Source organism: Aeromicrobium choanae, from assembly GCF_900167475.1.
GTDB classification, from domain to species: Bacteria; Actinomycetota; Actinomycetes; order Propionibacteriales; family Nocardioidaceae; genus Aeromicrobium; species Aeromicrobium choanae.
The window spans coordinates 3186643-3201119 of record NZ_LT796768.1; the positions used below are offsets into that span (position 1 = coordinate 3186643).

Sequence of the window (14477 nt, forward strand, 5' to 3'; positions counted from 1 at the left end):
CCGTGAGCGTGTCACTTGTTCAGCTCGGCCTCGAGCTTGGCGTCGGTGGCCTTGGCGACCGTGGCGACGTCCTCGCCGTTCGCGATGGCGCCGAAGAACTCCTCCATGACGCTCGACGTCTCGACGGCGGCCCAGTTGGGCGAGGTCGGCGTGAGCTTGGAGTTTCCGGCCGCGGTGATGGCCGCCGTGGCGAACTCGTCGTCGCCCATGAGCGACGTGAACTCGTCGTTCGCCGGGCCGAGGCCGTTCTTGGCGAGCAGCTGCTGGTAGTCGTCGCTGTAGATCAGCTTGAGCACCTCGAAGGCCAGGTCCTGGTTCTTGGACTTGGCCGACACGGCGAGGTTCGAGCCGCCGGCGAAGACCGGGGCGGCCTCACCGTCGACACCCGGCAGCGCGAAGCCACCGAGATCCTCGGCCTTGTCCTCGGCGACCGACCAGCGCGCCCAGCTCGGCGCCATGAACATCGCGGCCTCACCGTTGTTGAACGGCGTCCACGCCTCCTCGTCCTTGCCGTCCTTCGGGGCGGTCGTGGCCTTCTCGGCCAGCTGCTGCCACTGCTCGAGGCCCTGGATCGACTCAGGGCTCGACAGCTTGCCCACCCATGCGTCGCCCTCCTGCACGGCGATGTCGCCGCCGTGCGCGAAGATCCAGCTGATGCCGTTGCGCCAGTCCTGGCCGGGCAGCCAGAAGCCGCTGTACTTGTCGCCGCCGTCGGCCTTCAGCTGCGTCGCCGCGGCGCTGAAGTCCTCGAGGGTCTTCGGGGGCTCGAGGCCGGCGTCCTTGAGGGCCTTCTTGCTGTAGAAGACGTAGCGCGATCCCCAGTAGTACGGCACCGCGTAGAGCTTGTCCTCCCACGTGCCGGCCTCGACGAACGACTCGGGGCCCATGGCGCCCAGCTCGTCGGCCTTGTCGGTCAGGTCGGTGAAGGCGCCGATGCTCGTGAACGAGGCGGCCTGGGTGTTGCCGATCTCGACGACGTCGGGCGACTCGTCGCTCGGCAGCGCGGTGTTCAGGCGGGTCAGCAGCTCGCCCCAGTCGATGCGCTCGATCTTCAGGGTCTTGCCGTCGTTCTGGGCGGCGAACTCCTTGGTCAGCCAGTCGCTGGCCTCCTTCGGGGTGTCCTCCTTGCCCGCGAGCCACAGGGTGATGGTGTCGGACCCGGCGTCGGACGACGAGTCGTCGTCGCCCCCGCACGCGGCCAGGACGCTCAGGGCGATCCCGGCCACGGCCGCGCTCGCCACGAACTTACGGAGCTTCATGATGTGCCTCTCCTGCATGATGTGTGGTGGTGGAGTGTTCGGCGGGGCGCACCTCACACGACTCCCAGCTCGCGATGGCGCACCAGCGCCGCCGCCCCGGTCAGGACGAGCTCGTCGTGGGCGACCAGGCGGATCCTGATGCGCTGGGCGACGAAGGGGAGACTCTGGCGGGCGACGGCGGCGCGTGCTGCCTCCAGCACGGGGCCGTCGAGCAGGTCGGTCGGTCCGTGCAGGACGACGTCGGCGATGCCGAGGGTCGTCACGATCGGCGTCAGGACAGATCCGAGGAGGTCGCCGACGTGGCTGCGGGCCTCGTCGGACCCGGCCGCCCGCAGGGCCGGGGCGCTGAGCAGGGTCTCGAGGCAGCCGCGGTTCCCGCAGGCGCAGGCGGCTCCGTCGGGATCGACGACGATGTGGCCGATCTCGCCGGCCGAGCGCAGGGGACCGGCCACGGGGTGGCCGTCGACGAGGATGCCGCCGCCGACGCCCTGGCCGATCGTGACCATCAGCAGGCCGGCGTCGTCGCCGTCGCCGAAGGCTCCCTCGGCGACCGCCGCGATGTTGGCGTCGTTGCCGACGCACACGGGAAGCCCGTGACGCTCGGTCAGGGTGGCGGCGAGGGGGACGTCCTCCCAGGCCAGGTTCGGCGCCTGCAGGACGACGCCCTCGTCGTCGATGATGCCCGGCGTGCCGACGCCGATGCCGAGCACGCGACGGGGTGCGCTCTCGACGAGGTGAGCGACGAGAGTGGACACGTCGTCCACCGCGTCGGCACCCCGGGTGAACGGGGCCTGCTCGCGCAGGAGGACCTGGCCGTGCAGGTCGACGACGGCGCCGTCGAAGCCCGAGTCGTCGGACAGGTCGACGGCCACGATCACCGGCGCGTCCTGCGAGATCGCCACGAGCGTCGCAGGCTTGCCCAGGTGGGTGCCGGGCCGCGCGCCGATGTCGTCGACCAGTGACTCCTGCAGCATCTCGGCGACCAGGTCCGACACGGTCACGCGGGTCAGCCCGGTCTCGCGAGCGAGGTCCGCGCGGGTCGTGGGCCCGTGGTCCATGAGGTGCTGCAGCAGCAGGGTGCGGTGGTGCCGGCGGGTGTCGGCCGGACGCACCTTGCCCACCGCACGTCGCGTCGTTGTGGTCGAGGTCACAGAGTTAATAAACCAAACTAACTAAAGCCCGTCAAGCGTTTCGATGAACGTCGGTGCCGACCGCCGGGAGACCGGGGGTATCGTGGACCGCTGACCTCGGGCGCGCGTTGTCACGACGACGCGCAGCGGCCCGCCGACATCCAGCCGGACAGGATTTCCTCCATGGCCTCAGTCATCGACACCGTCATCAGCCTCTGCAAACGCCGCGGCTTCGTCTACCAGTGCGGCGAGATCTACGGCGGCACCCGCTCCGCCTGGGACTACGGGCCGCTCGGCGTCGAGCTCAAGGAGAACGTCAAGCGCCAGTGGTGGCGCTCGATGGTGCAGGGCCGCGACGACGTCGTCGGCCTCGACTCCTCGGTGATCCTGCCGACGCCGGTGTGGCAGGCCTCGGGCCACCTCGCCGCCTTCGTCGACCCGCTGGTCGAGTGCCTGCAGTGCCACAAGCGCTACCGCCAGGACCACCTCCAGGAGGCCTACGCCGAGAAGCACGGCCTCGACGACCCCGATGCGGTCGAGATGTCCACGCTGGTCTGCGCGAACTGCGGCACCCGCGGCCAGTGGACCGAGCCGCGCATGTTCAACGGCCTGCTGAAGACGTTCCTCGGCCCGGTCGAGTCCGAGGAGGGCCTGCACTACCTGCGCCCCGAGACCGCCCAGGGCATCTTCGTGAACTTCGCGCAGGTCATGACGTCCTCGCGCCAGAAGCCCCCGTTCGGCATCGGCCAGATCGGCAAGAGCTTCCGCAACGAGATCACGCCCGGCAACTTCATCTTCCGCACGCGCGAGTTCGAGCAGATGGAGATGGAGTTCTTCGTCAAGCCCGGCGAGGACGAGGAGTGGCACCAGTACTGGATCGACACGCGCCTCAAGTGGTACACCGACCTCGGCGTGAACCCCGACAACCTGCGCCTCTTCGAGCACCCGGCCGAGAAGCTCTCGCACTACTCCAAGCGCACCGTCGACATCGAGTACCGCTTCGGCTTCGCGGGCTCGGAGTTCGGTGAGCTCGAGGGTGTCGCGAACCGCACCGACTTCGACCTGTCCACGCACGCCGAGCACTCGGGCCGGGACCTGTCGTACTTCGACCAGGCCAACAACGAGCGCTGGACCCCGTACGTGATCGAGCCGGCTGCCGGCGTGAACCGCTCGCTGATGGCCTTCCTCGTGGACGCCTACACCGAGGACGAGGCGCCCAACGCCAAGGGCGGCGTGGACAAGCGCACCGTGCTGCGCCTGGACCCGCGGCTCTCGCCGGTGAAGGCCGCGGTCCTGCCGCTGTCGCGCAACGAGGCCCTGTCGCCCAAGGCGCGCGACCTCGCCGCCGAGTTGCGCCAGAACTGGAACGTCGACTTCGACGACGCCCAGGCGATCGGCAAGCGCTACCGCCGCCAGGACGAGATCGGCACGCCGTTCTGCATCACCGTCGACTTCGACACGCTCGAGGACGACGCCGTCACGATCCGGGAGCGCGACTCGATGTCGCAGGAGCGCATCGGCCTGGACCAGGTCAGCGGGTACCTCGCGTCGCGCCTCGTCGGTTGCTGAGCATGCGCGCCCTCGCCGCAGCGGTCCTGCTGCTCGCGCTGGCCGCGTGCTCGAGCGGTGACGCCCAGGAGTCGTCAGCTTCCGAGCCCGGCTTCGAGGTGCCGACGGGGCTGAGCCTGTCGGATCCGGGCACCGAGAAGAAGGTCCGCGAGTCGATGGCCGTGGCGTACCCGTCGGCCGACGACGAGGCGGGCACCGCGCTGACGCTGGGCGTCGCCCGGATCGACAAGGTGCCGCGCCGCGACCTCTCGCTGTTCACGGTGCCCGAGGGCATGCAGCCGTACTACGTGCGCGTCGTGATGGGGAACCGCGGTCCGGCCGCGGCGGAGTTCCCCGAGGGCCTGCCGTGGTGGCTGCACCTCGCGGGCGACGTGCTCGTGCCGCCGACCGCCACCCCCGCCGGACTCACCGCGTGCGCGGCGCCGAAGGTCGGCGCGTCCTTCGCGGCCGGTCAGACGGCCAAGGGCTGCCTGCTGTTCCTCGTCCCGCGGGGCACGGCGGTCGAGTCGGTCGACTTCCAGCCCGGCGACGTCACCACGGCGGTCCGATGGCGACCCTGACGCGGGGCCTCGACCTCGGGCGCGTCCACGTCGACGTGCCGGTCGTGCTCGCCCCGATGGCCGGCGTCACGAACGTGGCCTTCCGCCGCCTGTGCGCCGAGCAGGGGGCCGGGCTCTACGTGTGCGAGATGATCACCACCCGCGGCCTCGTCGAGGGCGACGCCACGAGTCTGTCGATGCTGACGTTCGCCGAGGGCGAGCAGGTCCGCTCGGTGCAGCTGTACGGCATCGACCCCGACACCGTCGGCCGTGCCGTGGAGATCCTGTGCGCCGACCACGGCGTCGACCACGTCGACCTCAACTTCGGCTGCCCCGTGCCCAAGGTGACCCGCAAGGGCGGCGGCTCGGCGCTGCCGTGGAAGGCCACGCTGCTGGGCCAGATCCTCACCGCGGCCGTGAGCGCAGCCGAGCCGTACGGTGTGCCGGTCACGATGAAGACCCGCAAGGGCATCGACGAGGACCACCTGACCTACCTCGACGCCGGGCGCCTCGCCCAGGACACCGGCTGCGCCGCGATCGCGCTGCACGGCCGCACCGCCGCGCAGCACTACAGCGGGCGCGCCGACTGGGACGCGATCGGCGAACTCAAGGCCGCCGTCGACATCCCGGTGCTCGGCAACGGCGACATCTGGGAGGCCTCCGACGCGCTCGCGATGGTCGAGCAGACCGGTTGCGACGGCGTCGTCGTCGGTCGCGGCTGCCTCGGGCGGCCGTGGCTGTTCCGCGATCTCGCGGCCGCCTTCGACGGCCGCACCGTCGCCACCCTGCCGAACCTCGGCGAGGTCATGGCCGTCATGCGCCGCCACGCCGAGCTGCTGGGGGAGTGGCTGGGCGAGGAGCGCGGCTGCGTCGAGTTCCGCAAGCACGTCGCGTGGTACCTCAAGGGCTTCCCCGCGGGCTCGAGCGTGCGCGACCGGCTCGGGCACGTCAGCTCCTACCGGGCGCTCGACGAGCTGCTCAGCGACCTCGACCCCGACGTGCCATTCCCGGTGAGCGAGCTCGGCGTGCCACGTGGCCGCCAGGGCTCCCCGCGCAAGGTCGTGCTGCCCGAGGGCTGGCTGGATTCCCGTGAGATGTCGGGCGCCATGGACGTGGCCGCCGAGAGCGCGATCAGCGGCGGCTGACCCGGCGCGCCTCGCGCGCCCGCTCGACCTCCTCGAACGACACGCGGCGCGCGACCTCCGCGTCGAGGTGGGCCGCCTTCGCCGAGACCGGCCCGTCGGGCGTGTGCACGTGCACCGAGGCGACGCGCAGCCGGCGCTGCAGCGGGCCCTGCGAGAACTCCACCGACTGCACCTTGTGGTGCGGCACGATCGAGCGACTGCGGGTGATCCAGCCCGTGGCCGTGGTCACCGTGTGGGCGGTGGACTCCAGCCAGCGGTACTTCCAGCCGATCGGCGCGAAGATCCGCGACCTGCTCGTGGGGCGCACCCGGGCGCCGGTGCCCCGGTCGGGATCGGGGATCAGCTCGTCGACGATCCGCTGGGCGAGGTCGAGGTCGGCGATCGGCAGCAGGGTGGTCGACGAGACGCCGCCACTGTCGTCGGAGGTGGCGCCGTAGCCGGCGACGTCCACGTCGAGACGTGACCAGCGATAGCGGCGCCAGACGATCGGCTCGACGACGGCGATGCCCTGCACGCGGTCGTAGGGGATCGTCTGGGAGCTGCGGCTGAGCAGCCCACGCTCGATGCGCAGTCCGCGAGGACTCCGGGACAGCGTGAAGTCCCACTGGGCGAAGATCCGGTTGGTGATCATCTGGCCGATGCCCCACAGGGCCGGGATGAGGATGGCCAGCAGGGCCCAGCCGGTCTCGGTGAAGAGGGCGAAGCCGATCGATCCCACGGCGGCCAGCACGGTCGCGACGAAGTCCAGCGACAGCAGGGTGCCGATGATGATGCGATCGGGCGGCACGATGTGCAGCACCTGGCGATGCTCCTCCAGCGGGACTCCGCCGTCGCCCTCGGTCTCCTGGGGCGTGCCGTGGGCGCGCTCGAGCAGGAGCCGGCGCAGCCGACGGGACTCGGTCAGGGTCAGGAAGCGCAGCCGCGTGCGGGAGTCGGAGCCGCCGGCCATCTCGATCGTCAGCTCGGAGAGCCCGACCAGCCGGGCGATGAGCGGCTCGTTGATGTCGACGGACTGCAGCCGCTCGAACGGGATCCGCCGCGAGGACTTGAACAGCACGCCCTTCTCGACCCGGACCTCCTGGTCGTCGATCACGTAGCGCGTGAAGAGCCAGCTGACCCAGCCGGCCACGGCGCCGAGGACGAAGCCCGCCGGGAGGGACGCGAGCGTCCACCACTGGGGGTCGCTGAAGTCGAGGGCCTGCCACGACACGGCCACGGCCACGCCGGCGCCCCAGATCAGGCCCTGCAGCAGCGCGGTGAGCGGGTGGGTGCGGTGCGCCTCAGACGCCGGCGCCATGACCCTCACCGAGATCGGTCAGCCGGTCGCGCAGGCGGGTGGCCTCGTCGAGGGGGACGCCGGGGATCTCGGCGGCCGTGGACGTGGACGCGGTGTGCAACGTGACCGTGCTGAACCCGAGCGCGCGGGCGACGGGACCCGACTGCACGTCGACGAACTGCATGCGGCCGTAGGGGACCACCACGAGCCGGCGGAACATGATGCCGCCGCGCACGATGAAGTCGTCCTCGGCCTCGGCGTAGCCCCAGCTGCGACGGTTGCGCGGTGCCCACCACCAGATCCACGCGATGAGCGCCAACCCGGCGCCGGCGGGGAGCCACACGAGCCAGTCCCATCCGCCGAGGGCCCCGTCGAACGGAACCCACAGGCCCGCCGAGAGGAGCAGGAGCACGACGCCGCACGCCGTGCCGATGAGTCCGCGGGCCGTGGCGAGCTGGGGCGAGACGGCGGTCCACTCGCCTTCGGGGCTGGTGAACAGGTCCTGACGCATGCGATCCACCCTAGGGCTGCGCCACGCAGCGTGTACGGTCCCCTCTCGTGGGACACCTGATCAGCGCCGCGGCGGTCGTCGACGTCGGAGTCGACCTCGAGCCGGGCTGGGTCGAGGTCGCCGACGGCACGATCGTCGCGTCCGGCACGGGCGCTCCTCCGAGGCCCGCCGACGAGCACCACGACGGCATCCTCGCGCCGGGACTCGTCGACGCCCAGATCAACGGCGCCTACGGGGCTGACTTCGCCGTCGCGACCGACGACGAGTGGGACCGGATCGTCGACGGCCTCGCCGCGACCGGCGTCACCGCGATCGCGCCGACCTTCATCACCGCCCCTGTCGAGGACCTCGTCGAGCAGCTGCGGGACTTCCGGGGCCAGCGCACCCGGCTCGCCGGCCGTCCCGGTGCGACGCGCCTGCTCGGTGCCCACGTCGAGGGACCATTCATCTCGGCCGCCTGCAAGGGCGCGCACGACGAGGCGTTCCTCGTCGACCCGACGCCCGAGCGCGTCGACGCGCTGATCGAGGCCGGGGGAGCGGACCTGGGCTACGTGACGCTCGCCCCCGAGCGTGACGGCGCCCTCGAGGCGATCGAGCGGCTCGTCCGTGCCGGGGTCCGGGTGAGCATCGGCCACAGCGACGCCGACGATGCGACCGCGACTCGCGCCGTGGACGCCGGTGCGACACTCGTGACCCACCTCTACAACGCCCAGCGGGGGCTGGCGCACCGCGATGGTGGGGTGGTCGGCGTCGCGCTGACCGACGCGCGCCTGACCCCAGGCCTGATCGCCGACGGGCACCACGTCGACCCGATCGCCCTGCAGGTCGCGTTCGCCAGCGCCGCGGGCCGCATCATGCTCGTCACCGACGACCTGTCGACCTTCGGGATGCCGCCCGGCCGGTACGAGCTCGGGGGAGCCGCGGTCGTCATCGACGAGGACCAGCCGGCGCGCCGTGAGGACGGCACGATCGCCGGTGCCGCGGTGCGGCTCGACGCCTGCATCGCCCACGTCGTCCGGGCTGCCGGGGTCGACGTCGCCACCGCGATCCGGGCGGCCAGCACCGTTCCCGCCGTCGCCCTCGGCGCGCCCGAGCTCGGCACCCTCGCGCCCGGGACTCCCGCCGATCTGGTCGTGCTGGATGCCGCCGAGCTCCGGGTCTCGCACACGTGGATCGCCGGCCGCCGCTCCGGTTGACCGAGCGGCCGACCCGGTGGGACACTGGTAGACGCAGCCTTCGCGGCTGCCCTGCCCTCCACCTCTCCTGAACAAGGATGAACATGGCCAAAGCGCTGTACGGCTACGTCGGTGGCCCGTCCCCTGAGCACGCTCACGAGGCTGCGGTCCTGCGCCGCCGGATCGGCGACCTCGAGAACGAGGTGCTGCGACTGAAGGCCGAGAACGACGGCCTCCTCGCGCGCCTCGCCGAGACCGCGCACGACGGCGACCTCGCCGAGCTGCTCGAGTCCGCTGCTCGCTGATCCTGCGGCGTTTCCCCTGCGATGGCCGACATCGCAGGCACTAGGCTGACGTCGTGTATCTGAAGACCCTCACGCTGCGGGGATTCAAGTCCTTCGCGTCGTCCACGACGCTGGCCCTCGAACCCGGCATCACGGCAGTCGTCGGCCCCAACGGGTCCGGCAAGTCCAATGTCGTCGACGCCTTGTCGTGGGTGATGGGCGAGCAGGGCGCCAAGACGCTGCGCGGCGGCAAGATGGAGGACGTCATCTTCGCCGGCACCGCCGGCCGCGCACCCCTCGGCCGTGCCGAGGTCGTCCTGACGATCGACAACTCCGACGGCGCGCTGCCGATCGAGTACGCCGAGGTCACGATCAGCCGCACGATGTTCCGCAGCGGCGGCTCCGAGTACGCGATCAACGGGAACACGTGCCGCCTGCTCGACGTCCAGGAGCTGCTGAGCGACTCCGGCATCGGGCGCGAGATGCACGTCATCGTGGGCCAGGGCCAGCTCGACTCGGTGCTGCGCGCCACCCCCGAGGAGCGCCGCGGCTTCGTCGAGGAGGCCGCCGGCGTCCTGAAGCACCGCAAGCGCAAGGAGAAGGCGCTCCGCAAGCTCGACGCCACGCAGGACAACCTGACCCGCCTCAACGACGTGCTCACCGAGCTGCGCCGCCAGCTCAAGCCGCTGGGTCGCCAGGCCGAGGTCGCCCGCCGCGCGGCGGGCATCCAGGCCACGGTGCGCGACGCCCGCGCCCGCCTGCTCGCCGACGACATCGTCGCCGCGCGCACCACGATCGAGACCGAGCTGGCCGACGAGCACGCGCTGCGCGCCCGTCGCGAGGAGGTCGAGAAGGCTCTCGCCGACGCCCGTCGCATCGAGGCCGAGCTCGAGCAGGCCCTCGCCACCGACGCACCCCTGCTCGCCCGCGCCCAGGAGACGGTCTACGCCCTCGGCAGCCTGCGCGAGCGGTTCCACGGCACTGCCAACGTCGCCCGCGACCGGATCCGGCTCGCCGCCGACGCCTCGTCGGACCGCGTCGACGGACGCGACCCCGAGGAGCTTGAGGCCGACGCCCGGCGCGCTCAGGAGCGACTCGTCGAGCTGGAGGCCGACGTCGCCACCGCGGCCGAGGCGCTCCAGGGCACCATCGCCTCGCGGGGGGAGGCCGAGGAGGCGTACTCCACCGAGGAGCGCCGGATCGCCGGACTGCTGCGCGCGGCCGCCGACCGCCGCGAGGGGCTGGCCCGCCTGCATGGCCAGGTCAACGGACTCAAGAGCCGCGCCGCCGCCGCGGGCGAGGAGATCGGCCGCCTGACGGCCGCGCGCGCCGAGGCCCGGCAGCGCGCCGAGGAGTCGCAGCGCGAGTTCAGCGCGCTCGAGAGCACGATCGCCGGACTGAGCGCCGGTGAGTCCGGCCTCGACGAGGAGCTGGAGGGCGCCGAGGCGGCGCTGGCCACCGCCGAGGCCGCCGTCGCCGAGCTGACGTCCAGGCGCGACGAGCTGGAGCGTCGCCTGGCCACGGCCACGGCACGCAAGGAGGCGCTCGAGCTGGGTCTGAATCGCAAGGACGGCTCGGGGGCGCTGCTCGCCGCCTCCGACCGGCTCAACGGCGTGCTCGGCTCCGTCGCCGCCCTGATCACCGTCCGTGGCGGCCACGAGGCAGCCGTCGGCGCCGCGCTCGGCTCGGCCGCCGACGCCGTGGCCGTCGACCGCGTCGACAGCGCGATCGACGCGCTTCACCTGCTGCGCGAGGAGGACCTCGGGCGCGCCGGGCTGCTGCTGGGCTCGGGCGACGTGTCCACCGACGACTGGCCCTCGCTGCCGGGCGGCGCCGTCTACGCCGAGTCACTCGTGGAGGCGCCCGCCGAGCTGCGCGGTTCGTTGCGCCGCCTGCTGCACAAGGTCGCGGTCGTCGAGACGCTCGCGGCCGCGAAGCGACTCGTCGCCGACCTGCCCGACGTCACCGCGGTCACCGCCGACGGCGACCGCATCGGTGCACACTTCGCCGAGGGCGGCTCCACCAGCTCGCCCAGCCTCATCGAGGTCACCGCGGCGATCGACGAGGCCGGCGAGACCATCGAGCGCACCGGCCACGAGCTGGAGGCGCTGCGCTTCGAGTCCGAGCGCGCGACCACCGCGGCCCAGGCCGCGAACGACCGGGTCGACGCCGCGCTGGCCCGCCTGCACGAGTCCGACGCGTCGATGTCCGCCGTCGCGGAGAAGCTGGCCCAGCTGGGCACCACCAGTCGGTCTGCCGCCGCCGAGGCCGAGCGCCTGCAGGCCGCCATCGCCGCCGCCGAGGAGGCCCGCGACCGCGACGTCGCCGGCTTGTCCGAGCTCGAGGAGCGGCTCACCGCCGCGGAGGACGCACCCGACGTCGAGCCCGACACCGCCGAGCTGGAGCGCCTCGCCGAGGCGGCCTCGGCCGCCCGCCGGGCCGAGACCGACGGCCGGCTGGCGCTGCGCACCGCGGAGGAGCGCGCCAAGGCCCTCGGCGGCCAGGTCGCGTCGCTGCTCGAGGCCGCCGAGGCCGAGCGCGAGGCTCGCGAGCGCGCCCGGGTGCGGGCGGAGCGCCGCCGCCGCGAGGCCGAGACGGCCACGGCCGTGCTGCAGGCCGCCGAGACCGCGCTGCAGCACCTCGAGCAGTCGTACGCCGACGCCACGCGCACCCGCGTGGAGATCGAGCACTCGCGGTCCGAGCGCGAGCAGCGGCTCAAGGAGGCCCGCTCCACCGTCCGCGGCCTGTCGTCCGACCTCGAGGGCCTGACCGACTCGGTGCACAAGGACGAGATGGCCCGCGCCCAGCTGCGGCTGCGGTTGGAGTCCCTGCAGGAGCGCGCGCTGGAGGAGCTCGGCGTCGAGCCCGACACGCTCGTGGCCGAGTACGGTCCCGACCAGATGGTGCTGCCGATCGGCGTGGAGGGACAGGCCGACGAGTCCGGCGAGATCGAGCCCATCCCGTTCGACCGCACCGAGCAGGCCAAGCGACTCAAGACGGCCGAGCGCGAGCTGGCGATGCTGGGCAAGGTCAACCCGCTCGCGCTGGAGGAGTTCTCCGCGCTGGAGGAGCGTCACCAGTTCCTCTCCGAGCAGCTGGACGACCTGCGCAAGACCCGCGAGGACCTGCTCGAGATCGTCGCCGACGTCGACGCCAAGGTCGAGCAGGTGTTCACCGAGGCCTGGGCCGACGTCGAGCGCGAGTTCAACGACGTGTTCTCGCGCCTGTTCCCCGGCGGCGAGGGCCGCCTGATCCTCACCGACCCGTCGGACATGCTCGCGACCGGCATCGACGTGGAAGCGCGGCCGCCGGGCAAGAAGGTCAAGCGGCTGTCGCTGCTCTCCGGCGGCGAGCGCTCGCTGGTGGCCGTCGCGTTCCTCGTCGCGCTGTTCAAGGCGCGACCCAGCCCGTTCTACATCCTCGACGAGGTCGAGGCGGCGCTCGACGACACGAACCTCGGCCGCCTCCTGGAGATCTACGAGGAGTTGCGCGCCAACTCCCAGCTCATCGTGATCACGCACCAGAAGCGCACGATGGAGGTCTGCGACGCGCTGTACGGCGTCACGATGCGCGGGGACGGCGTCTCGGCCGTGATCAGCCAGCGCCTGCGCGAGGAGGAGTCCGCATGAGCAGCCCCCACGGCACGTTCACGATCACCACGCGCTGGGAGGACGAGGACGTCTACGGCCACGTGAACAACGTGAAGTACTACTCGTACTTCGACACGGCCGTGAACGGCTACCTCATCCGCGAGACCGGCACCGACATCCGCCGGCTGCCCGCCTACGGGATCGTGGCGGAGTCCTCGTGCCGCTTCCTGCGTGAGCTCAAGTTCCCGCTCGACGTCGTGGCGGGCCTGAAGGTCACGAAGCTGGGGAGCTCCAGCGTCGTCTACGAGATCAGCCTGCACCAGGGCGACGACCCCGAACCGGCCGCGATCGGCCGGTTCGTGCACGTCTACGTGACGGGGGAGGACCGCAAGGTCACCCCGATTCCCGACGTCATCCGCACGGTGCTGGAGCCCCTCACGGTCTGAGGCGGCAGAGGCGGGTGATGTCCGCCACGTCGCATGCTCCTCCGGGCGTTCCTGACCCCGGCGCGACCTACGCTCGCGGGTGGATCACAACGGTGTGATCCGCAGTCGGAAGGACCAGCGTGGACACAGCACTCGACCTCGCCCGGTGGCAGTTCGGCATCACGACCGTCTACCACTTCCTGTTCGTGCCGATGACGATCAGCATGGCGTTCCTCGTGGCGATCATGCAGACCGCGTGGTGGCGCACCGGGAACGAGAAGTGGCTCCGGCTGACCCGGATGTTCGGCAAGCTCTTCCTCATCAACTTCGCCATGGGCGTCGTCACCGGCATCGTGCAGGAGTTCCAGTTCGGCATGAACTGGAGCAGCTACAGCCGGTTCGTCGGCGACATCTTCGGCGCACCGCTCGCGATCGAGGGCCTGCTGGCCTTCTTCCTGGAGTCGACGTTCCTGGGCCTGTGGATCTTCGGCTGGGACCGGCTCAAGCCCGGCCTGCACCTGATGACGATCTGGATCGCCGCGATCGGGACGGCCCTCTCGGCGTACTTCATCCTCGCGGCCAACTCCTTCATGCAGAACCCCGTGGGCTTCACCATGAACGAGGAGCGCGGCCGAGCCGAGCTGAACGACTTCATGGCGGTGCTGACGAACAAGGTCGCCCTCATCACGCTGCCGCACACCCTGTTCGCGGCCTTCATGGTCGGCGGCGGGTTCGTGGCCGCGGTCGCGGTGTGGCACCTCATCCGCCGGCCCGACCGGGACGTCGACGCGTTCCGCAGCGCGGCGAAGCTCGGCGCGGTGACGCTGCTCGTGGCCGGCCTCGGCGTCGTCATCACCGGCGACATCCAGGGCAAGGTCATGACCGAGGTGCAGCCGATGAAGATGGCGGCCGCGGAGGCGCTCTACGAGGACTCCGACGGGTGCGCCCCGTTCTCCCTGTTCACGGTCGGCACCCTCGACGGATCGAAGCCGCTGTTCAGCGTCGAGGTCCCGTGCCTGCTGTCGCAGCTGGCCACGGGCGGCCTCGACGGTGAGGTGCGCGGCATCAACTCGCTCAACGAGGAGTACGCCAAGACGTACGCCGACTCCGGGATCACCGACTTCTCGCCGAACATCCCGGTCACCTACTGGAGCTTCCGCCTCATGATGGGCCTGGGCTTCGTGGCGATGGCCGCCAGCGCCTGGATCCTGTGGGTCCTGCGCAAGGGTCGGGTCCCGGCGCCGGATGCGCGCACCACCCGCTGGCTGCTGTGGACCGCGATCGTCCTTCCCCTGATGCCGCTGTTCGCGAACTCCTTCGGCTGGATCTTCACCGAGATGGGGCGCCAGCCGTGGGTGGTCTTCGGCCTGATGCCCACCGAGGCGGGCGTCTCGCCGTCGGTCTCGGCCGCGCAGGTCTGGACCTCGATGCTGGGCTTCACGCTGCTCTACGGCGCGCTGGCTGTGGTGGAGGTCAAGCTGCTGCTGCGCTTCATCGATAAGGGCCTGCCCGACGCCAACCCGCCCCAGCCGAACGACGACTCCGACGCCCCGCTGGCGTTCGCGTACTGAGGA

General features: G+C 71.5%; 12 protein-coding genes. 8 read left to right on the forward strand and 4 right to left on the reverse strand.

The features are described 5' to 3' along the window. Window positions 1-11: 11 nt before the first annotated feature. Together B5D60_RS15515 and B5D60_RS15520 are read right to left on the reverse strand one after the other, a co-directional pair. Window positions 12-1259, reverse strand: a complete 1248-nt coding sequence (locus tag B5D60_RS15515) for an extracellular solute-binding protein (RefSeq protein ID WP_078700997.1) — start codon at window positions 1257-1259, stop codon at window positions 12-14. A gap of 53 nt (window positions 1260-1312) precedes the next feature. Continuing rightward, window positions 1313-2410 (reverse strand): ROK family transcriptional regulator, encoded by a 1098-nt coding sequence (locus tag B5D60_RS15520; RefSeq protein ID WP_078700998.1) that lies wholly within the window; start codon window positions 2408-2410, stop codon window positions 1313-1315. 162 nt (window positions 2411-2572) lie between these two features. Here B5D60_RS15520 and B5D60_RS15525 point away from each other — a divergent pair, with 162 nt between their 5' ends. Genes B5D60_RS15525 through dusB form a run of 3 tightly spaced genes read left to right on the forward strand, consistent with a single transcriptional unit; the run spans window position 2573 to window position 5642 of the window. Then, window positions 2573-3958: a glycine--tRNA ligase gene (locus tag B5D60_RS15525; RefSeq protein ID WP_078700999.1), complete on the forward strand. Its 1386-nt coding sequence runs from the start codon at window positions 2573-2575 to the stop codon at window positions 3956-3958. Window positions 3959-3960: 2 nt separating this feature from the next. Continuing rightward, window positions 3961-4518: a hypothetical protein gene (locus B5D60_RS15530; protein WP_078701000.1), complete on the forward strand. Its 558-nt coding sequence runs from the start codon at window positions 3961-3963 to the stop codon at window positions 4516-4518. Beyond that, on the forward strand, window positions 4506-5642 hold the full coding sequence (gene dusB, locus B5D60_RS15535; RefSeq protein ID WP_078701001.1) for a tRNA dihydrouridine synthase DusB: 1137 nt from the start codon (window positions 4506-4508) through the stop codon (window positions 5640-5642). The genes B5D60_RS15530 and dusB overlap by 13 nt, the downstream gene beginning before the upstream one ends. On the opposite strand, the gene B5D60_RS15540 is transcribed toward dusB, so the two are convergent. After that, window positions 5629-6939 carry a PH domain-containing protein gene (locus tag B5D60_RS15540; protein WP_078701002.1) on the reverse strand — a complete coding sequence of 437 codons (1311 nt, stop codon included), beginning with the start codon at window positions 6937-6939 and terminating at the stop codon, window positions 5629-5631. The genes dusB and B5D60_RS15540 overlap by 14 nt on opposite strands. Next, complete coding sequence (locus B5D60_RS15545) at window positions 6923-7429, reverse strand: PH domain-containing protein (protein ID WP_078701003.1); 507 nt, start codon at window positions 7427-7429, stop codon at window positions 6923-6925. The genes B5D60_RS15540 and B5D60_RS15545 overlap by 17 nt, the downstream gene beginning before the upstream one ends. A gap of 47 nt (window positions 7430-7476) precedes the next feature. Here B5D60_RS15545 and nagA point away from each other — a divergent pair, with 47 nt between their 5' ends. The 5 genes from nagA to B5D60_RS15570 all read left to right on the forward strand — a co-directional run bounded on the left by nagA (window position 7477) and on the right by B5D60_RS15570 (window position 14474). Then, window positions 7477-8625 (forward strand): N-acetylglucosamine-6-phosphate deacetylase, encoded by a 1149-nt coding sequence (gene nagA / locus B5D60_RS15550; protein WP_078701004.1) that lies wholly within the window; start codon window positions 7477-7479, stop codon window positions 8623-8625. Window positions 8626-8708: 83 nt separating this feature from the next. Continuing rightward, window positions 8709-8909 (forward strand): hypothetical protein, encoded by a 201-nt coding sequence (locus B5D60_RS15555; RefSeq protein ID WP_078701005.1) that lies wholly within the window; start codon window positions 8709-8711, stop codon window positions 8907-8909. A gap of 53 nt (window positions 8910-8962) precedes the next feature. Continuing rightward, a complete protein-coding gene (gene smc, locus B5D60_RS15560) occupies window positions 8963-12517 on the forward strand; it encodes a chromosome segregation protein SMC (protein ID WP_078701006.1) in 3555 nt (1184 codons plus the stop codon). After that, window positions 12514-12924 carry an acyl-CoA thioesterase gene (locus B5D60_RS15565; protein ID WP_078701007.1) on the forward strand — a complete coding sequence of 137 codons (411 nt, stop codon included), beginning with the start codon at window positions 12514-12516 and terminating at the stop codon, window positions 12922-12924. The genes smc and B5D60_RS15565 overlap by 4 nt, the downstream gene beginning before the upstream one ends. A 119-nt stretch (window positions 12925-13043) precedes the next feature. Then, on the forward strand, window positions 13044-14474 hold the full coding sequence (locus B5D60_RS15570) for a cytochrome ubiquinol oxidase subunit I (protein WP_078701008.1): 1431 nt from the start codon (window positions 13044-13046) through the stop codon (window positions 14472-14474). Window positions 14475-14477 lie beyond the last annotated feature (3 nt).